This is a genomic window from Pseudomonas mendocina, from assembly GCA_037482215.1.
GTDB lineage: Bacteria > Pseudomonadota > Gammaproteobacteria > Pseudomonadales > Pseudomonadaceae > Aquipseudomonas > Aquipseudomonas mendocina_E.
Genome location: CP148074.1, coordinates 3,811,989 through 3,831,766 on the forward strand (window position 1 = coordinate 3,811,989; position 19,778 = coordinate 3,831,766).

The window sequence follows — 19,778 nt, forward strand, 5'->3', positions numbered from 1 at the left end:
CTAAAAGCAGTGTGGCGCAAAGCCTGCTTGGCAAAAACCCGCAAGATGCATGGCTATTGCCGGTAATTTTTCAGTTTCAGCTGCGGGCCGTGTCAAAATGCACCCAAACCCAGCCTTTGCTTACCCAGAGTTATCTCAATGCCTTTATTTGTCAGCCCCTATGCTCAGCTTGAGCTGATCCGCCAGCCCGAACAGCAGAATGAGCCACTGCAAGCTTTCGACGCAGCGGATGAATACCTGCTCAATGAGGTTCATGGCTTGGGGCTGACGGCAGACAGCAGGGTGCTGCTACTCAACGACAGCTTTGGAGCCTTGGCCACCAGCTTGAGCAAGCACGCTCAAGTGACCAGCAGCGGCGACTCCCACTTGGGCTACCTGGCCTTACAGATCAACCTGCAGCGTAACCAGCTGGCTGCAGACTCCGTACGTTTTGTTCCAGCCAGTGAAGTCGCACAAGGGCCATTTGATCTGGTCCTGATCCGTGTACCGAAAACCCTGGCCCTACTGGAAGAGCAACTGATCCGCCTGCATGGCCAACTGGCTCCCGGCACACGGGTGATCGCCGGCGCCATGATCAAACACTTGCCCCGTGCAGCCGGGGACTTGCTGGAAAAATACATCGGTCCAGTTCAAGCCTCACTGGCCGTGAAAAAGGCCCGCCTGTTAACGGCCATTGCCGAGGTCAAAGCCGCCCCTGTTTCGCCCTATCCAACCCGTTATCGCCTGGATAAACCCGCCATCACCCTGAGCAATCACGCCAACGTGTTTTGCCGTGAAGATCTGGATATCGGCACCCGCGCCTTCCTGCCCCACCTGCCTAAACAGTTAAGTACCCTGCGCGTGGCCGATCTTGGTTGCGGCAATGGTGTGCTGGGGATTGCTTATGCTCTGAATAATCCCGACGCCCAGTTGACGCTGGTGGATGAGTCCTACATGGCCGTGCAGTCTGCCCGAGAAAACTGGCAAACAGCACTAGGTGAGCGCCCAGTTGAAATCCGCGCCGGTGATGGCTTGGCTGAGCAAGAACCCGACTCCCTCGACCTCGTGCTATGCAATCCGCCCTTCCACCAGCAGCAGGTCGTGGGCGACTTCCTCGCCTGGCGCATGTTCCAGCAGGCACGCCGGGCGTTGGTCACCGGTGGCGAGTTATGGATTGTCGGTAACCGCCATCTGGGTTACCACGCCAAACTCAAGCGCCTGTTCAGAGGCGTAGAGCAGGTTGCGGCAACGCCAAAGTTTGTGGTGTTGAAAGCCACTAAGTGACAACCTCTAACAAATCGTCTTAATAAGAAGACCATATGACGTTTGAAGACTGGTTAGTACACAAAGGCTTATCGGTAGCTACTGCCTACAAATACTCAAACGCAGTAGCTGGCCCTCTGTCGACCTGGGCAATGAATAATGACCTTGTACAAGGCCCACTTACCGCGCTGTCCCATAAAAGCAGTTTCGATAAAACCGCAGGCCAGATACGCGCTCTACCGATCTTTCTCGAGCGCGACAGCATTGGCAAAGGAATGTATGAGGCGGCACTTAAGAGGTTCTCTGACTACCTTGCTGACGGGTTCGAAAATGATCTGGATAGTGATCTAGACAGCATTTTTCAAAATGATGATGTTCCCCAAACAGAAAAAACCAACTTAGTGAAAGCGCGTGTTGGCCAAGGCATGTTCAGGCAAAAGCTCATCCGCTATTGGGGCTGCTGTGCTGTTACGGGCTTTACTGACCTCAATTTACTTGTTGCTTCGCATATAAAGCCTTGGTCTGTTTGCACTGATGCCGAACGCCTCGACACTTACAACGGACTCTTGCTGACCCCAAACTTGGATAAAGCCTTTGATGCAGGCTTCATCACATTCACATCCCAGGGAGCCATCTGGCTATCCCCACAGTTGTCTCAACCAGGCTTGCTTGGAATAAGCGCTAACTTCAGCATCCAGCTCACAGCAGAGCATGAGCGCTACATGGCGTTTCATAGAACACAGGTATTCCGTGCAACCTGAACCCCACCGGCAATAACTTCTTTTTGCCGAGATATCGACGAATGCAGACGTATTTGGCACTTCTTGCTACCCAATCGCCGTGACAATCAGCGAAGATAGCGACCACTCGTCGCAGCCTGCCTGCCAGGTCTGTCATGCTGACCCTCAACCCTGACCAATGCCCATGACTAATAATACTGCCTCTGCGTCTGCCGCCCCGGTGAACTCCCGGGCGCGTGTCATTCTCGCCAGCTTGATTGGCACCACCATCGAGTTCTACGACTTTTACGTCTATGCCACAGCGGCCGTGCTGGTGTTCCCGCACCTGTTCTTCCCGCCTGGTAACGAAACCACTGCCCTGCTGGCTTCCTTTGCCATCTTTGGCGCCGCGATGATTGCCCGCCCGCTGGGTGCGGTGTTCTTTGGCCATTTGGGTGACCGTTTGGGACGTAAAACCACGCTGGTGATTGCCCTGCTGACCATGGGTGTCGCCACCTTCCTGATCGGCCTGCTGCCGACCTACCACACGGTGGGATGGGTTGCGCCGCTGTTACTGGTGTTCCTGCGTCTGGCTCAAGGTTTTGCCATCGGCGGCGAATGGTCCGGCGCAGCACTGGTGGCGACAGAGAACGCGCCAGCGGGCAAACGCGCCCTGTTTGGCACCTTCCCACAGCTAGGGGCACCGCTGGGCTTTATCATCGCTAACGGTCTGTTCCTAATCGTTGCCGCGCTGCTGCCCTCGGCTGACCCGTCCAAACCTTCCGAGGCATTCCTCGACTGGGGCTGGCGGATTCCATTCCTGTTCTCTGCGGTCATGGTGATCATCGGCCTGTGGATTCGTATGAATCTGGTGGAAAGCCCGTCTTTCACCAAAACCCAGAATCAGGGCAAGGTGGTGAAGCTGCCTTTGACCGAGGTAACCCGCAAGCACTGGCGCGAGCTGGTATTGGGCACGTTCTACATGCTTGCCACTTACGTACTGTTCTACCTGATGACCACCTTCAGCCTCAGCTATGGCCGTGCACCGATTGAGCCTGCCGCCGGACAACTGCCAGGTCTGGGCTACAGCTATAACGAATTCGTACTGATGCTGATCTTCGGCGTGGTGTTCTTTGGCATCTTCACCTTACTGTCCGGCCCATGGGCGGATCGCTTTGGTCGCCGTAAGACACTGATCTGGGTGACCCTGGGCATTATCCTGTTTGGACTGTGCTGGGTACCGCTGCTGAGCTTCGGCTTCGTTGGCGTGATGCTGTGGCTGATCCTCGGTTTCAGCTTGATGGGTATGACCTTCGGGCCTATGGGCGCCCTGCTGCCAGAATTGTTCCCAACCAACGTGCGCTATACCGGCTCGGGTATCTCCTACAACGTATCGTCCATTCTCGGCGCTGCGCTGGCACCATTTGTGGCGGTGTGGCTGTGGAGTATGGCCGAAGGTAGTCCGGCGCTGGTCGGTGTATATCTGGCCGTAATGGCAGGCCTGACGTTGCTGGCGCTGCTTCTGGGCAAGGAAACCCGGGATATTGATATCGACGCCTAAGCCGGTGGCTTGGACGTAAATGAAAACGGCAGCCTTATAAGCTGCCGTTTTTTATTGCTTGAAGAACCTCAGCTACTCATCCCTGCCGCCTTCATAAAAAGGCGCAGCAGGTAAGAAACCGCCCCCAGCGCCAGCACACTGCCTGCCCAGATCAGCACCAGCCAGCCCAGGCGTTTCCACAAAGGGCTGGCGGGTGCTTCGGATTCGGGTCGCTTATCAATGGTAGCCATGATCTTCATTCACCTTGCCGCGGAATACGTAGTAACTCCAAGCGGTGTACATGAGGATAAACGGGATGATGAACAGCGCCCCCACCAAAATGAAGCCCTGGCTTTGCGGCGGTGCGGCAGCAGCCCAGATGCTGACTGACGGCGGGATGATGTTCGGCCACAGACTGATAGCAAGCCCACTGTAACCCAGGAAGATCATCACCAAAGTCAGCACAAACGGTGCGTAATTGGCATAGCGGGCCACAGCCTTAAGTAAAGCCCACGTACACAGCAGCACAAGAATGGGGACCGGCATAAACCAGTAGATATTCGGCGTACTGAACCAGCGATCAGCGATGGCGGGATCAGCCAACGGCGTCCACAGGCTGACAATGCCAGTGACCGCCAACAGCACGAATACCAGTGGCTTGGCCAGGTTGTGCATCTGCTCCTGCAAGCGCCCTTCTGTCTTCATAATCAGCCAAGTGCAGCCCAGTAGCGCATATGCAGCGATCAAGGCCAGGCCACAGAACAGCGAGAACGGTGTCAGCCAGTCCAGTGAGCCACCGACAAACTTGCCGTCGACTACCTTAAAGCCCTCTACATAGGCCCCCAGCGCAACGCCCTGAAAGAACGTCGCAGCGGCTGAGCCACCGATAAAAGCCTTGTCCCAGATGTGCCGCCGACTGACCTTAGCCTTGAAACGGAACTCGAAGGCCACACCCCGGAAGATCAACCCCAACAGCATAAAGATCAGTGGTAAGTACAGCGCACTAAGCACCACCGCATACGCCATCGGGAAGGCACCGAACAAGGCAGCACCACCGAGCACCAGCCAGGTTTCGTTACCGTCCCAGACCGGCGCGACGGTGTTCATCATCACATCACGCTCCCCAGCGCTCTTAACGAACGGAAAGAGGATGCCGATGCCCAGGTCGAAGCCATCCATGATCACGTACATCATCACCCCAAAGGCAATGATCACTGTCCAGATCAATGGGAGATCAATACCCATATTCATTTCCCCTCATCCAGTGTGTCGCTGTGGCCTTCTTCCAGCCCCTCGTTCGGAGCGGAGAGTGGCCGTGCTGGCGTACGCGGCTGGCCAGGGCCACCGTCGATGGTTTGCTGCCCTTCATGAGGTACAGGACCTTTACGCACCAAACGCAGCATGTAGCCGATACCCACGCCGAATACGGCGAAGTACACCACCACGAACAGCGCCAGCGTCAGACTCATCTGTGCATAGCTATGACCAGACGACGCATCAGCCGTCCGCATCAGGCCGTGAATAATCCACGGCTGGCGCCCCACTTCCGTGGTGTACCAACCGGCCAAAATCGCAATCAGTCCAGACGTTCCCATCCAAACCGCCAGATGCAGGAATGGCCTGAACTCGTATAGGCGCCCTTTCCATCGCAGAAACAAAGCCACCACGCCAGCCAGAATCATCAACATGCCCAGCGCCACCATCACCCGGAAGGTCCAGAACACGATTGTGGAATTAGGGCGGTCTTCTTTAGCGAACTCTTTGAGCGCCGGTACCTGCTTATCCAGGCTGTGAGTCAGGATCAGGCTGCCAAGGTAAGGAATCTCCACCTTGAAGCGGGTTTCCTCGCGCTCCATGTCCGGCCAGCCAAACAGAACTAGCGGCGTAGCTTCACCCGGCGGGTTCTCCCAGTGTCCCTCAATGGCCGCGATTTTCGCGGGCTGGTACTTGAGGGTGTTCAAGCCATGCATATCGCCAATCAACGCTTGCACCGGAGCCACCAGCAGGGCCATCCACATGGCCATGGAGAACATCTTGCGTACCGCAGGGTTATTCCGCCCGCGCAGCAGGTGCCAAGCCGCGGACGAACCGACGAAGAATGCAGTCGCCAGAAACGCAGCCGTCGCCATATGAGCCAGTCGGTACGGGAACGATGGGTTGAAGATCACAGCCAACCAATCCACCGGCACCACTTTGCCTGCTACGATCTCAAAGCCTTGTGGAGTGTGCATCCAGCTATTGGAGGCGAGAATCCAGAACGTTGAAATCAGCGTGCCGATTGCCACCATCACTGTGGAAAAAAAGTGCAAGCCTGGCCCCACACGGTTCCAGCCAAACAGCATCACCCCCAGAAAGCCCGCCTCAAGGAAGAAGGCGGTGAGCACTTCGTAGGTCAATAGCGGTCCGGTAACAGCGCCGGCGAACTCGGAGAAAGCACTCCAGTTGGTTCCAAACTGGTACGCCATGACCAGCCCTGAAACCACGCCCATGCCGAAGTTGACCGCGAAAATTTTGGCCCAAAAGTGGTAGAGATCACGATAGACCTCTTGTCCGGTTTTCAGCCACAAGCCCTCCAGAACAGCAAGGTAGCTGGCCAGGCCGATGGTGATAGCCGGAAAAATGATGTGAAACGAGATAGTGAACGCGAACTGAATCCGGGCTAGATCCAATGCCTCCAAGCCGAACATAGAACTTCCTCAATCAGATTGATGTAAGGGCCGACCGCTCTGCCTTCCTGGCCCTGCTGCAGCGTTATCGTTCTTGTCAATTTGTAGAGGTATGCGTTGATGTGGCTAAAAAGGCCCGCAGACAAAACCAATTCCCGGTATTGATCTGGATCAACAATTAATAAAAGAGTAGCTTTAAGCCCAGCTTTATCCTCTGTGGTGTTTTGTCACTCCGTCATTGCCTTAGGCGCCTAAACGCTCGCTACAACGTGCTAAATTGCGCGCCCCGATTTACTGCCGATCCTCCATGAACAGCTCTACTGCGCTTCATTTGCGTCAACACCGCCCATTTATTGCGTTTTGGTTCGCCCGGGTTTTTACCGCTAGCGGCTTTCAGATGCTCACAGTGGCCATTGGCTGGCAGATGTATGCCCTGACGGGCAACGTGCTGGACTTGGGATTGGTTGGTCTAGTTGAGTTCCTGCCCAAGGTTTTGTTCATCCTCCTGACAGGGCATGTGGCAGATCGCTTTGACCGGCGTAAAGTTGCAGCCATTTGTCAGGCCGCCCAAGGGCTGGTTGCGCTGACCCTGCTAATCGGCAGTCACACGGAAGCCATCAGTCGGGAAATGATTTTCGTCATTGCCTTCTTGTTGGGCACCGCCCGCGCCTTTGAAATGCCTACCACCCAGGCGCTGCTGCCCAATATCGTCCCCGATCACCTGTTTGCCCGAGCCGTCGCTGCCTCGGCATCGGCTATGCAATCAGCCACCATCATTGCCCCGGCATTGGGCGGGCTGCTGTACGCATTGGGCTCAGGCTGGGTCTATGGGCCGGCTGCGCTGCTCTATCTCTGCGCCCTGAGCCTGATGTTGAGTCTGCCCAGCCAACAGGTGCCGGCTTATCAGAAAATGTCCGTGCAATCGTTGTTGGCAGGCTTCCGCTTCATTCGCAGGCATCAAGACGTATTCGGCGCCATATCCATGGACATGGTCGCTGTCCTGCTCGGCGGCGCCACTGCGCTGCTTCCAGTATTCGCCAAAGACATCTTGCTCACCGGCCCATGGGGGCTTGGGCTGCTGCGTTCGGCTCCGGCCGTTGGCGCGCTGCTGATGTCCTTCTGGCTGGCTCGTTTCCCGATTGAGCGCAAGGTGGGCCCAATCATGTTCTCCGCCGTGGCAATTTTCGGCGTTGCCACCATTGGTTTTGGCCTGTCCACCTCGTTGTGGTTCAGCTTGGCGTCTCTGGTGGTATTGGGGGCAGCCGACATGATCAGCATGGTTATCCGCGGTGCCTTCGTGCAATTGCAAACGCCGGATGAAATGCGTGGCCGGGTGAGCGCGGTTAACGGCCTGTTTATTGGCGCCTCCAACCAGCTGGGGGATTTCCGGGCCGGTGCAACGGCTTCACTCTTGGGAACAATACCTGCCGTATTAATCGGCGGCTTTGGCGCAATCCTGGTAACAGGTGTGTGGATTCGACTGTTCCCAACATTGGCCAATCGTGATCATCTGCATCCCCAAGCCAGCGATGGCCCTAGGCAATAACCCTCGCTCATGAAAGCCGCTGTAAAGCGGCTTTTTTGCAGCTTATCGATTTGCCCTAAATAAATAAGCTGCCTAAGCGGTCAGAAATTCACCACCAGTTAATGAACTGCTATCATGCGCGCCCTTTAATAGATCGGCTGCAAAAACCTACGTAAAAGCGTAGATATGCTTTGCTTACAGCGGGCATAGTCACCGCACCGCAGTCGCCAGGGGAAGCATCCGCATGCTGGAAAAACTATTTCAACTGAAGGCCCACAACACCACTGTTCGCACTGAACTGCTGGCAGGCCTGACCACCTTCCTGACCATGGCCTATATCCTCTTCGTTAACCCCAGCATCCTTGGGGAAACGGGCATGGATAAAGGTGCAATCTTCGTGGCCACCTGCCTGGCGGCAGCATTTGGCTCGGCCATCATGGGTCTGATTGCCAATTACCCGATTGCACTGGCTCCAGGCATGGGTTTGAACGCCTTCTTTACCTACACCGTAGTTAAAGGCATGGGCTACACATGGGAAGTCGCACTGGGGGCGGTGTTCCTTTCAGCCTGCTTGTTCCTGCTGCTGTCGATCTTCAAGATCCGCGAGTGGATCATTAACAGTATTCCGCTTGAGCTGCGTTCGGCGATTGCCGCCGGTATCGGCCTGTTCCTGGCACTGATTGCTCTGCAAAATTCCGGCATCGTAGTCGATAACCCAGCCACCTTGGTGAGCTTGGGCAATCTCGGCAAGCCTGAGGCCCTGCTGGCGATTTTCGGCTTCTTCCTGATTGTTGGCCTTGAAGCCCGCCGCATCACTGGTGCCGTATTGATCAGTATTCTGCTGATCACCGCCATCAGCATTGGCCTGGGTATTTCCAAGTTTGGTGGCGTGATGTCGATGCCGCCGTCATTGGCCCCGACTTTCCTTAAGCTGGACATCATGGGCGCACTGGATGTGGGCCTGGTCAGCGTGGTCTTCGCCTTCCTGTTTGTCGACCTGTTTGATAACTCCGGCACCCTGATTGCCGTGGCAAAAAAGGCCGGGCTGATGCGCAAAGACGGCCACATGCCAAAAATGGGCCGCGCCCTGATTGCCGACAGCACCGCAGCCATGGGCGGCTCGCTGCTGGGCACTTCGACCACCACCAGTTACATTGAATCTGCTGCCGGTGTCTCTGCCGGTGGCCGTACTGGCCTGACCGCCTGCGTCGTGGCAGTGCTGTTCCTCCTGGCCCTGTTCTTCGCCCCACTGGCAGGCAGCGTTCCGGCCTTTGCCACAGCCCCGGCACTGATGTTTGTTGCGGTGCTGATGATGGCTGGCCTGGCCGAAATCGACTGGGAAGACATCACCATCGCAGCCCCCGTGCTGATCACCGCCCTGGCCATGCCACTGACCTTCTCCATCGCCACCGGTATTGCGTTCGGCTTTATCGCCTGGGTGGCGGCTAAGGTCCTCGCGGGTCGCTGGCGCGAGCTGAACCCGATGCTGGTGATTCTGGCCGTGTTCTGCGTTATCAAGCTGGGCCTGTTCTCCTGATATGATGCGCCCGCTCGCAACAGCGGGCGCATTCTCCGCCGATTGACGAGTATTCCATGAGCAGTCCCCAGTTCGATCCCAGCACCTACAGCACTCAACTCGATGAAAAAAAGCAGCGCCTGATCGAACTGCTAGCGCCTTTTGATGCGCCTGCTCCGCAGGTGTTTGAGTCACCTCGGGAGCACTACCGCCTGCGGGCCGAGTTCCGCCTGTGGCGCGAAGGGGAAGACCGTCACTACGCGATGTTTGCTGCTGGGGACAAACACCAGCCCATCTTTATTGAAGAATTCCCAATTGCCAGTGCGCTGATCAATGATCTGATGCCTCGTTTGAAAGCCGCCTGGCAGTCAAACAAGGTCCTGGGCTTGAAGCTGTTCCAGGTTGAATTCCTCACCACCCTCAGTGGCGAGGCACTGATTACCCTGTGCTACCACCGCCCGCTGGACGAGGCTTGGCAAGTCGAAGCGGAAAAGCTGGCAGCCGAGCTGAACGTCAGCATCGTTGGCCGCTCGAAAGGCAAACGCATCGTCATCGGTCGTGACTACGTGCAAGAGCGCTTGGAAGTCGCCGGCCGCACCTTCAGCTATCGTCAGCCGGAAGGCGCCTTCACCCAGCCCAACGGCCAAGTGAACCAGAAGATGCTGAGCTGGGCTTACGATGTACTGGGCGAGCGGGACGATGACCTGTTGGAGCTGTACTGCGGTAACGGCAACTTCACCCTGCCGCTGTCCACCCGCGTACGTAAAGTGCTGGCTACCGAGATCAGCAAATCATCGGTGAACGCTGCGCTGGCCAATCTGGATGACAACGGCATCGACACCATCACCCTGGTGCGTCTGTCAGCAGAAGAGCTGACCGAAGCCCTCAACGAGGTCCGCCCGTTCCGCCGCCTGGCTGATGTGGACCTGAAAAGCTACGACTTCGGCACCGTGTTCGTCGACCCGCCCCGCGCTGGGATGGACCCGGACACCTGCGAGCTGACCCGCCGCTTCGACCGCATCCTGTACATCTCGTGCAACCCGGAAACCCTGGCGGCAAACATCGCCCAGTTGCACGACACACACAAGATCACGCGCTGCGCACTGTTCGATCAGTTCCCCTACACCCATCACATGGAATCCGGGGTCCTACTGGAGCGCCGCTAACTGCGGCGCCCTGCTGCTTCACTGGCTACGGTTCAGGCCGCGTAACGCCCAATAGCTGAGCAACGCGCCTGCCACTTCCAACACCAGCGCATAGAGATTGAAGGTCTGCTGTGCGCCGCCATCCAGCCACAGCCCGCCGATGCGCGCCAGCGCCAGTGAACTGTCGATCAACACCAGCAGAATCAGGGCTGCACGCATCAGCTGTGCCGAGGTCAGGGACAGGCCAATAAAGGCCGCCAGACCAATCTGCAAGCCGCCATAGAAAGCGCGAACATCCGTAGCCGCTGCCGCAGACATCAATAGCATCCCGCTGTAATTGACCATTTCATGGGGCCGTACAAAGTAAGCCAGCCCCAGTCCCAGCAGCACCAGCAATTGGAGAATCAGCACTACGCGCGCAAACAGCATGTTTGGCATCCTTTCAGGTTATGTGTCGGCAACTAATCGTTATTGCATTGTTATACCTGAAACAGGCCGGTCGGGAGCACTATGGCTCCAAATTACGGTCAGAGAAGCTGTCACGGTCCTTCGCTATAATCGCCCTTCAACTACTCAGGAGCCTCCATGCGCCAGTTTATTCTTCTGGCCAGCCTGTTCAGCAGCCTTAGCTTTGCCGCTGAACCGCTGACCATCGACGTTCACCGCGACGCCAACTGCGGCTGCTGCAAGGCCTGGATCAGTCACTTGCAAGACAATGGTTTCACCGTGAACGACCACGTGGAGCCCAACATGACCGAAGTAAAAATTCGCCTGGGTGTCCCGCCACGCTTAGCCTCGTGCCATACCGGCGTGATCGACGGAAAGTTTGTTGAAGGCCACGTCCCCGCCGCCGACATCCTCAAAATGCGCCAGCAGCCTGATCTGATCGGCGCCGCCGTACCTGGCATGCCCACAGGCTCACCGGGAATGGAATACGGCAACGTGCGCGACGCCTATCAGGTCATTGGCCTGAACAAAGACGGCAAGGAAACCGTGATCAGCGAGTATCCGGGCAACTGAACAGATGACAGCCGGAGTGGCAGACTTCGGTTTAACAGACAACACTCTTAAAGCTCCATACACAGGACGAAGCTATGCGCTGGGAACGTGGAAGACGCAGTGACAATGTAATTGACGAGCGCGGCAGCAGTGGCGGCGGCCGGCGTATGGGCGGTGGCAAGCTGACGCTAGGCGGCGTCGCCATTATCGTCGTGATTGGCCTGATCAGTGGCCAGGACCCAATGCAGATACTCGGCCAGATTGCCGGGCAGGCGATGCAAAGCGGTGGCCCAGTCAGTGTTCAGGACAGCGCACCACCTGCGGCCAATGATGAACAGTCGCAATTCGTTCGTGCCGTGCTAGGCGATACGGAAGACACCTGGCGGGAAATTTTTCAACAGGCCAACCAGCAATACCGTGATCCCAAGCTGATTCTGTTCCGCGATGGCGTCAACTCTGCCTGCGGCTTTGCCAACTCGGCAGTCGGGCCGTTCTACTGCCCTGGCGATCAGCGCGTGTATATCGACCTGAGTTTCTTCCGCGAACTGGAACAGCGCTTCGGTGCCGCCGGGGACTTCGCTCAGGCCTATGTGATTGCACACGAAGTCGGCCACCACGTACAGACCCTGCTCGGCGTGTCAGCCAAAGTGAATGCGGCCCGCCAGCGCGGCGAAAAACTGGAAGGGGCTAATGGTCTGCTGGTACGCCAGGAGCTGCAAGCTGACTGCCTGGCCGGTGTCTGGGCGCATCATGGCCAGCGTCGCCATGACTGGCTGGAAGCCGGTGATTTGGAAGAGGCCCTGAATGCGGCCAACGCCATCGGTGACGATCGCCTGCAAAAACAGGCACGCGGCCAAGTGGTACCGGACTCCTTCACCCACGGCTCTTCCGAGCAACGAGTGCGCTGGTTCAAAACGGGCTTCGAGTCGGGTAACCCGAATCAGTGCGACACCTTTAAGGCTACCCGTCTGTAGGGCGCCTTTAGATACCCGGTCTAGTACTGTTCATTAAGCGGCGAATTAGTTATCTGACCCTAGACATGCCTAGTCGCCAGAGCTGTTGATGACATGCGCTAAAACTGAGATCGCACCATTTGCCCACTCAGGAGGGTGCTCAGAATTACCGTGGAGGAGGTTGAGCGGCACGGATGCCGCGAAAGTCGCGATGGGCCATGGATGGCCCTTCGCGGCGAACCTCTGGAGCGGTGATTCTGGGCACGAACCCATAGCGAAGCGGAGGGCCGGATGACTGGGCAAGCGGCTTTGGTGACTTTCCCCAAGAGGAAAGTCACTCGCCCGAGAAGGGCGAAACCCTTTTTTAAGATCTAGCTAGGTCGATCGAGTAGCTTCGTATCGGTTTTGCATCAGTCAGCATGCTATTTATCGGTTACTTCGCCCAGGGCGGCGTCGGCTCTGCCGGGCTGTCATCATCCGACTTCAACATCGCCTGACGACGTGCCTCTTCGGCCAGCGCAGCTTTGATCTCGCGCATCACCGAATCAATGTCAGCCTTACTCTCAGAGCTGGCAAACTCACCCGTCAGTTGTGAGTCCGGACGCAGCTCACCGGCCTGATACAAGGCCCACATTTCTTTAGCGTATTGGGTGTATTTCAGCTCAGGGGCAAACTGGCCAAAATACTCCGCCATGTTGCGCACATCCCGATCCAGCATTTTGAAGGCATGGTTGTTACCCGCAGCATCGACGGCCTGCGGCAAGTCAATAATGACCGGGCCATCCGGGGCCATCAGCACGTTGAATTCGGACAGGTCGCCGTGCACCAAACCGGCGCAAAGCATCTTCACCACCTCCTGAATCATCATGGCGTGAAACTCCCGCGCGTCTTCGGGCAGCAGGTCAATATCGTTCAGGCGCGGAGCTGCATCCCCCTCACCATCATCGACCATTTCCATCAACAACACGCCATCGAGAAAATCGTAGGGCTTAGGTACCCGTACTCCCGCGTCCGCCAAGCGATACAGCGCCGACACTTCAGCGCTTTGCCAAGCATCCTCCTGCTCCTTACGTCCGTATTTCGAGCCTTTGGCCATGGCGCGGGCATCACGGCTGTTACGGACCTTGCGGCCTTCCTGATATTCAGAGGCCTGACGAAAACTACGCTTGTTTGCCTCCTTGTAAACTTTGGCGCAACGCAGCTCATCACCACACCGCACCACATACACCGCTGCTTCCTTGCCACTCATCAGCGGACGTACCACTTCATCGACCAGCCCGGCTTCGACCAGGGGCTCAATACGTTTTGGCGTCTTCATCGCGGTTAATCAGGGTTCCTTTTGAGCCGAGGGGGAATTGTGCTGTTTATACGGCAATCTGCGATCAACGCCCAGCCCATCACTTGCAGATTGAGTCAGCGAAGCAATAAATGTTTGCGCAAAGCCTCAATCGCATAGCGAACCTTAGCGGGCTGTGCATCCCTGCGCGGCGTGACCAAGTACACACCGTGAGCAGGAAAGCGCCACGGCTCAAGTATTTGACGCAGGCTGCCGCGCTCCAGTTCGGTATGAATCTCCTGCTCCGGTTGCATGGATATTCCCATCCCCGCCAGAGTGAAGTTGCGAACAGCCAAAATGTTGTTGCAACTGACACGGCTCTCCAAACGGAGTTTGACCACCTGCTCATCCGGCCCGATGAGCTGCAAGTGGCTTGCATTGGCGCCATCGGCATTCAAGCCCAGCCAGTCACAGCTGTACAAATCATCGGGACTGAGGATAGGAGGCCGACGCATCAGGTAGTTAGGCGCAGCGCAAAGGACCATACGTGATTCGCCGATATACCGAGCCACGAGACTTGAGTCATCCAACGTGCCAATACGTATAGCTAAATCAATTCGCTGCTCGACCAGATCAATCTGCTCATCATGGAACATCAGGCGCAAGGTCAGCCCGGGATGGGCTTGCAGCAAGGGTGCCAGGGCATTGCTTATGAACGCGCCAGAAAACCCGACGGGCGCAGCGATACGCAGTTCCCCAACAGGGGCATCGCGTAACTCAGCTAAACGCTGCTGAGCCTCCTCAGCAAGGGCCAACACCTGCGCACAGCTCTTGTAGAAGGTCGTCCCGGCTTCGGTCAGCGTCAGTTTTCGCGTGGTGCGGTGGAGCAGGCTGACCTGCGTGCTCTGCTCAAGCTTGCGAATATGCTGGCTGACTGCCGAAGCCGTCATTCCCAATGCATCAGCAGCCGCCACCATAGAGCCTTTGTCCACCACGGTAGCGAACACAGCCATGCGCTTTAACTGTTCCATTATTAAGCCCTACTTAATAGTTAAAGCGTTTTTAGCCTATTTTTCTCACCTTTATCCAGCTGCGATTATCTCCCCCGTCATTTCAAGGAGACTCATCATGAAAATTGCACTCATCGGCGCTACTGGATTCGTAGGTTCTGCTGTCCTGCAAGAAGCTCTCAACCGAGGCCATCAAGTCACCGGCCTGGTTCGCAACACTGACAAACTGCCTGAGCATCCAGCGCTGACCGCCCTGGCTAGCGATGTGTACGACACAGCAGCCCTGGCCAACCAACTGGCAGAACATGACGCCGTTGTACATGCATTCAGCCCTGGCATGAGCACAGCGGATGTGCGCCAAAAGTTCGTTGAAGGGACACAGTCCATTATCGACGCCACCAAAAAAGCGCAGCTACAGCGTCTGTTCATTGTCGGCGGCGCAGGCAGCCTGTATGTAGCGCCCAATGTTCAACTGCTGGATACCCCTGATTTTCCGGCGGCGTACCGCGAAGGTGCAGAAGGCGCACGCCAAGCACTGAATATGATTCAGCAAGAGCACAATCTGGCCTGGACGTTGATCTCCCCTCCGGCCCTCCTCACTCCGGGCGAGCGTACGGGCAACTTCCGCCTGGGCGGAGACCATTTGTTGATGAATGGTGAGCAACCGGCTTCTATCACTGTCGCGGACCTCGCCGTGGCGATTGTTGATGAACTGGAACGTCCTCATCACCTGCGTCAGCGCTTCACTGCTGGCTATTGATAACACTCGATGGAGATCAACATGTCATTTGAATCCAGCGCTTATGTCGAAACTGATACGCCAGCTCGCTATATCAGCCGCCTGTGCAAACACTTTGCACATAAGGTGCCCGTTACCTTCGATGAGCGGGAGGGACGTATCGAGTTCGATAAAGGACTAGGAATATTGCGGGCCGAAAACAATGGCCTGCGTCTGAGCGTGCACGCTGACAACCAAGATGACCTTCCGTATTTGCAAGACGTAGTGGGGAGGCATTTTGAAAGGTTCGCCTGGCAAGCTGAGCTGACCTTAGATTGGCAATAGAGCGCCTGTAGCGAAGTTTGAAAGTCAGATGTGAATTGGCATTGCGCCGTTCACCAACGACAATCGACTCTCGCAAAGGAGAACTGCCATGCTCACGCCCGAACAATGCTGGAAGGCCATCTGTGACCGCGATGCCTCACATGACGGCGAGTTTGTATTTGCAGTCAGCAGCACAGGCATCTATTGCCGCCCCAGCTGCCCAGCACGACGGCCGAAGCGTGAGCATGTCAGTTTCTACCCCACCCCCGAGGCAGCTGTAGCTGCCGGTTACCGCCCATGCAAACGCTGCTCACCTCAAGGGCAAAGCCCTGCACAGCAGCTGGATACCATGGTGCAGGCCGCCTGTGATCTGCTTAGCCAGCAGCCACTGACGCTCGATCAACTCGCCACACGCATCGGTTTTTCTGCATCCCATTTAAGCCGCGCTTTTAAAGCTCGAACGGGGATGACGCCACACGCTTGGGCCAAAGCGCATGAACGCGAAAAAATGGATAGGACTGCGATGCTTTCAAACACTGGCAATGGCCGTAAACAGGCTTTGCCTGAGCAGATCCGCTATGCCATTGCCGACTGCACGCTGGGCCTGACGCTGATGGCCTGTAGTGAGAAAGGCGTCTGCGCCGTGCTATTCGCTGACAGTCCAGACGCTCTCGAGCACGAGCTGCACCAGCGCTTTCCAACAGCCCGCCTTGAGCAAGATGATCACGGCTTAAAGGATTTGCTTGGAGAGCTGTTAAGGCAAATCCGCGAACCCCAGCGCGCTGCACATCTGCCGCTGGATATTCGCGGTACCGCGTTTCAACAACAGATCTGGAACAAGCTGCGGGAAATTCCCAGCGGTCAAACCCGGACCTATGCCCAGCTCGCCACCGAGGTCGGTAGCCATCCTCGCGCCGTCGCCCGTGCCTGTGCCAGCAACCCTCTGGGGCTGATCGTTCCCTGCCACCGGGTCATCGCCAGTAACGGCAATCTGTCTGGCTATCGCTGGGGGCTGGCACGCAAGCAGGCGATCTTGGATCAGGAGAAACAGGCGACTGCCACCGCCCCAACGGTGGATATATAAAACGTCATCCCTAAGAACCCAACAGCTCCAACGCTTTCGCAAGATTGGGTAAGGCTGCAACGTCGCTTATCCAGCAAGCCATTGTGCCCTCGCCCAGATCGCCAGAGCCCAAACGGCGGGCATAAAAAAGGCGGCCCCAAATGTGCAGGCCGCCTGAAATCATGGTGTCGCTGACCGTGTTAAAAACACGGAGGCCTCTATTGGATTACTTTTCCAGAATCGCAGTCACACCTTGGCCGCCTGCTGCGCAAATTGAGATCAAACCGCGACCTTGTTCCGCCACGGAAAGCAGCTTAGCCAGGTTCGCAACGATCCGACCACCGGTCGCCGCAAACGGGTGCCCGGCCGCCAGAGAGCTGCCCTTTACGTTCAGCTTGCTGCGGTCAATCGAACCCAACGGTGCCTCAAGGCCCAGACGGGTTTTGCAGTATTCTGCGTCTTCCCAAGCCTTGAGAGTGCACAACACCTGCGCAGCAAAGGCCTCGTGGATTTCGTAGTAATCGAAATCCTGCAGCGTCAGGTTGTTACGAGCCAGCAAGCGCGGCACCGCATAGGCTGGGGCCATCAGCAACCCTTCCTTGCCGCTGACAAAATCCACCGCAGCGGCTTCACCGTCTTTCCAGTACGCCAAAATCGGCAAGCCCCGGGCCTTGGCCCACTCCTCCGATGCCAGCAACACCACAGAGGCACCATCCGTCAGCGGCGTCGAGTTGGCTGGCGTCAGGGTTCCCTGAGCGCTGCGGTCAAAGCAAGGCTTGAGCGTGGCGAGCTTTTCCAGGCTGATATCCGGGCGCAGGTTCTGGTCGCGTGTCAGGCCCAAATAAGGCGTGAGCAGGTCGTCGTGCCAGCCCTCCGCATAAGAGGCAGCCAGTTTCTGGTGGCTGGCGAAGGCCAGCTGGTCCTGCTCATCACGTGGAATGCCCCAGGTTTTGGCCATCAGCTCGCAATGCTCGCCCATGGATAACCCGGTACGCGGTTCACCATTACGCGGAATCGCAGGGGCCAGATGCTTGGGGCGAATCTTCAGTAAGGTTTTGATCTTGTCGGCGGTAGTCTTGCTGCGATTGGCCTCCAACAAAATCCGGCGCAAACCCTCATTGACGCCAATCGGTGCATCAGAGGTGGTATCCACACCACCAGCAACGCCGCACTCAATTTGCCCAAGAGCGATCTTGTTAGCCACCAGCAGAGCGGCTTCCAACCCAGTTCCGCAGGCTTGCTGAATATCGTAGGCCGGTGTCTCCGGTGCCAAACGCGTGCTGAGTACCGTTTCGCGGGTCAGGTTGAAGTCCCGGGAGTGCTTGAGCACAGCACCCGCAACCACTTCGCCGAGGCGTTCGCCATGCAGGTTAAAGCGTTCCACGAGGCCGTCCAAGGCGCTGGTGAGCATCTCCTGATTACTCGCCGTGGCATAGACGGTGTTCGAGCGGGCGAACGGAATACGGTTCCCCCCGATAATGGCGACACGGCGCAACTGACTCATGAACAACTCCTTTGCTAAATGGTATGAAGCTGGGCTAACGCCTCATTGCAGCGTCGCATTGGCCGCCATGCCAACACGGCACGACGAGCGGTCAATTGCGTATTTCTATTGTCTGCGTAGAGTTATGGCAAATTTTATTCACTCGGGTACCACTATGTCTGACCGTTATCTCGCCTTCGCCAACTCCAATGCCGGCCGCAGACTGGTCAGCGCCCTGGGTCTGCCAGCACCGTTGCACCTGGAGCGCTGGCAGGCCGGAAGCAGCCAACCGCTGGAGGGTGCCTTGCTAGTCGGTGGAGCTGGCTCGTTAGCACATGCAGTGCTCGGATTTGCCCATAAGCTGACTCGGTTTTTCTTTGTCCAGGGTGAAAACCTAGGCGATACGCCCAGCTGGAATGGCGAGCAGGATGGAAAGCTAAAGGCTCTGGTCTTCGATGCCAGCTATCTGACACGCTTCGAGCAACTGATCGAATTACGCAACTTCTTCCAACCTGCCCTGAAAAACCTGGATACCTGCCCTCGCGTGGTGGTACTGGGACGTGCTCCGGAAAGCCTGGACGATCCTATTGCCGCCAGCGTACAGCGCTCACTGGAGGGCTTCACCCGCTCACTCGGCAAGGAAATCCGCCGGGGTGGCGCAGTCCAGCTGCTGTATGTGGCGCCAGACGCAGAGGATCAACTGGAGGGCGCGCTGCGTTTCTTCCTGTCAGCCAAAAGTGCGTACGTATCCGGACAGGTGCTTCGCCTATCGGCCTGCTCGACGCACGTCAATGACTGGACACGTCCTCTGGCTGGGAAAAAGGCGCTGGTAACCGGCGCCTCCCGTGGAATCGGCGCTGCCATTGCCGAAGTCTTAGCCCGTGACGGTGCGGACGTGGTGCTGCTTGATGTACCTGCCGCCAAAGACGCGCTCGACGCGCTTGCCTCACGGCTCGGAGGTCGCGGTCTGGCGCTGGATATCTGCGCAGAGGACGCGGCGCAGAAACTGGTCGAGGCCTTGCCACAGGGGCTGGATATTGTCGTGCACAACGCCGGTATCACCCGTGACAAGACCCTGGCGAAGATGAGCGAAGACTTTTGGAACTCAGTCATTAACGTCAACCTCAATGCGCCGCAAGTGCTGACTCAAGCCCTGCTTGAAAGCGGCAAACTGCATGACAACGCCCGCGTAGTGCTGATTGCCTCCATCAGCGGCATTGCCGGAAACATGGGGCAGACCAACTATGCCGTGAGCAAAGCGGGCGTGATTGGTCTGGCTCAAGCCTGGGCCCCGGCCCTGGCTGAGCGCGGCATCAGCATCAATGCGGTCGCGCCGGGCTTTATCGAGACACAGATGACCGCCGCCATCCCGCTGACCATCCGCGAAGCCGGACGACGCATGAACTCCATGGGCCAGGGTGGCCTGCCGCAGGATGTGGCAGAAGCCGTGGCTTGGTTCGCCCAACCGGGTTCCGGCGCTGTGAGCGGTCAGGTGCTGCGTGTTTGCGGTCAAAGCCTGCTGGGAGCCTGACAGGCTAATTGCGGGCACCAAAAAGCCCGCCGAAGCGGGCTTTAAGACCAGACGCTGCGAGCACAAGG

At 57.2% G+C, this 19,778-nt stretch carries 19 protein-coding genes; 12 read left to right on the plus strand and 7 right to left on the minus strand.

Annotation, left to right across the window (positions count from 1 at the left end):
* The first annotated feature begins 138 nt into the window (after window positions 1-138).
* The 3 genes from WG219_17785 to WG219_17795 all read left to right on the plus strand — a co-directional run bounded on the left by WG219_17785 (window position 139) and on the right by WG219_17795 (window position 3,522).
* Window positions 139-1,263 (plus strand): class I SAM-dependent methyltransferase, encoded by a 1,125-nt coding sequence (locus tag WG219_17785; protein WXL25134.1) that lies wholly within the window; start codon window positions 139-141, stop codon window positions 1,261-1,263.
* 35 nt (window positions 1,264-1,298) lie between these two features.
* A complete protein-coding gene (locus WG219_17790) occupies window positions 1,299-2,003 on the plus strand; it encodes an HNH endonuclease (GenBank protein WXL25135.1) in 705 nt (234 codons plus the stop codon).
* Between the two features lie 163 nt (window positions 2,004-2,166).
* Window positions 2,167-3,522, plus strand: a complete 1,356-nt coding sequence (locus tag WG219_17795) for an MFS transporter (GenBank protein ID WXL25136.1) — start codon at window positions 2,167-2,169, stop codon at window positions 3,520-3,522.
* Window positions 3,523-3,590: 68 nt separating this feature from the next.
* Here WG219_17795 and WG219_17800 read toward each other — a convergent pair whose 3' ends face one another.
* Genes WG219_17800 through WG219_17810 form a run of 3 tightly spaced genes read right to left on the minus strand, consistent with a single transcriptional unit; the run spans window position 3,591 to window position 6,188 of the window.
* On the minus strand, window positions 3,591-3,752 hold the full coding sequence (locus WG219_17800; protein WXL25137.1) for a DUF2474 domain-containing protein: 162 nt from the start codon (window positions 3,750-3,752) through the stop codon (window positions 3,591-3,593).
* Window positions 3,739-4,746 (minus strand): cytochrome d ubiquinol oxidase subunit II, encoded by a 1,008-nt coding sequence (cydB, locus tag WG219_17805; GenBank protein ID WXL25138.1) that lies wholly within the window; start codon window positions 4,744-4,746, stop codon window positions 3,739-3,741. Before cydB ends, WG219_17800 begins: the two co-directional genes overlap by 14 nt.
* A 2-nt stretch (window positions 4,747-4,748) precedes the next feature.
* Window positions 4,749-6,188, minus strand: a complete 1,440-nt coding sequence (locus tag WG219_17810; GenBank protein ID WXL25139.1) for a cytochrome ubiquinol oxidase subunit I — start codon at window positions 6,186-6,188, stop codon at window positions 4,749-4,751.
* A 286-nt stretch (window positions 6,189-6,474) separates the two neighbouring features.
* On the opposite strand from WG219_17810, the gene WG219_17815 reads away from it, so the two are divergent.
* The 3 genes from WG219_17815 (at window position 6,475) to trmA (ending at window position 10,374) form a co-directional block, all read left to right on the plus strand.
* Entirely contained in the window at window positions 6,475-7,713 is a 1,239-nt protein-coding gene (locus WG219_17815; protein ID WXL25140.1) for an MFS transporter, read from the plus strand.
* Window positions 7,714-7,936: 223 nt separating this feature from the next.
* The gene (locus tag WG219_17820; protein ID WXL25141.1) at window positions 7,937-9,229 is read left to right on the plus strand and encodes an NCS2 family permease; all 1,293 of its coding nucleotides are present in this window, start codon (window positions 7,937-7,939) and stop codon (window positions 9,227-9,229) included.
* A 56-nt stretch (window positions 9,230-9,285) separates the two neighbouring features.
* On the plus strand, window positions 9,286-10,374 hold the full coding sequence (trmA, locus tag WG219_17825; protein WXL25142.1) for a tRNA (uridine(54)-C5)-methyltransferase TrmA: 1,089 nt from the start codon (window positions 9,286-9,288) through the stop codon (window positions 10,372-10,374).
* Between the two features lie 18 nt (window positions 10,375-10,392).
* Here trmA and WG219_17830 read toward each other — a convergent pair whose 3' ends face one another.
* Window positions 10,393-10,782: a DUF4345 family protein gene (locus WG219_17830; protein ID WXL25143.1), complete on the minus strand. Its 390-nt coding sequence runs from the start codon at window positions 10,780-10,782 to the stop codon at window positions 10,393-10,395.
* 156 nt (window positions 10,783-10,938) lie between these two features.
* Between WG219_17830 and WG219_17835 the strand changes: the two genes are divergently transcribed.
* Window positions 10,939-11,373 (plus strand): DUF411 domain-containing protein, encoded by a 435-nt coding sequence (locus tag WG219_17835; GenBank protein ID WXL25144.1) that lies wholly within the window; start codon window positions 10,939-10,941, stop codon window positions 11,371-11,373.
* Between the two features lie 74 nt (window positions 11,374-11,447).
* Complete coding sequence (locus tag WG219_17840) at window positions 11,448-12,326, plus strand: neutral zinc metallopeptidase (GenBank protein WXL25145.1); 879 nt, start codon at window positions 11,448-11,450, stop codon at window positions 12,324-12,326.
* A gap of 412 nt (window positions 12,327-12,738) precedes the next feature.
* Here the strand turns inward: WG219_17840 and WG219_17845 are convergent, their stop codons facing one another.
* Entirely contained in the window at window positions 12,739-13,623 is an 885-nt protein-coding gene (locus WG219_17845; protein WXL25146.1) for a PA4780 family RIO1-like protein kinase, read from the minus strand.
* A gap of 95 nt (window positions 13,624-13,718) precedes the next feature.
* Window positions 13,719-14,612 carry a LysR family transcriptional regulator gene (locus tag WG219_17850; protein ID WXL25147.1) on the minus strand — a complete coding sequence of 298 codons (894 nt, stop codon included), beginning with the start codon at window positions 14,610-14,612 and terminating at the stop codon, window positions 13,719-13,721.
* A 97-nt stretch (window positions 14,613-14,709) separates the two neighbouring features.
* Here WG219_17850 and WG219_17855 point away from each other — a divergent pair, with 97 nt between their 5' ends.
* From WG219_17855 to WG219_17865, 3 genes are all read left to right on the plus strand, one after another.
* Entirely contained in the window at window positions 14,710-15,351 is a 642-nt protein-coding gene (locus tag WG219_17855; protein ID WXL25148.1) for an NAD(P)-dependent oxidoreductase, read from the plus strand.
* A gap of 21 nt (window positions 15,352-15,372) precedes the next feature.
* Window positions 15,373-15,654 carry a DUF2218 domain-containing protein gene (locus tag WG219_17860; GenBank protein ID WXL25149.1) on the plus strand — a complete coding sequence of 94 codons (282 nt, stop codon included), beginning with the start codon at window positions 15,373-15,375 and terminating at the stop codon, window positions 15,652-15,654.
* 88 nt (window positions 15,655-15,742) lie between these two features.
* Complete coding sequence (locus WG219_17865; GenBank protein WXL25150.1) at window positions 15,743-16,717, plus strand: methylated-DNA--[protein]-cysteine S-methyltransferase; 975 nt, start codon at window positions 15,743-15,745, stop codon at window positions 16,715-16,717.
* A 205-nt stretch (window positions 16,718-16,922) separates the two neighbouring features.
* Here the strand turns inward: WG219_17865 and WG219_17870 are convergent, their stop codons facing one another.
* Window positions 16,923-18,200, minus strand: coding sequence for an acetyl-CoA C-acetyltransferase (locus tag WG219_17870; GenBank protein WXL25151.1), 1,278 nt, complete (start codon window positions 18,198-18,200; stop codon window positions 16,923-16,925).
* 154 nt (window positions 18,201-18,354) lie between these two features.
* Between WG219_17870 and WG219_17875 the strand changes: the two genes are divergently transcribed.
* Window positions 18,355-19,710 (plus strand): 3-oxoacyl-ACP reductase, encoded by a 1,356-nt coding sequence (locus tag WG219_17875; protein ID WXL25152.1) that lies wholly within the window; start codon window positions 18,355-18,357, stop codon window positions 19,708-19,710.
* The last annotated feature ends 68 nt before the right edge of the window (window positions 19,711-19,778 follow it).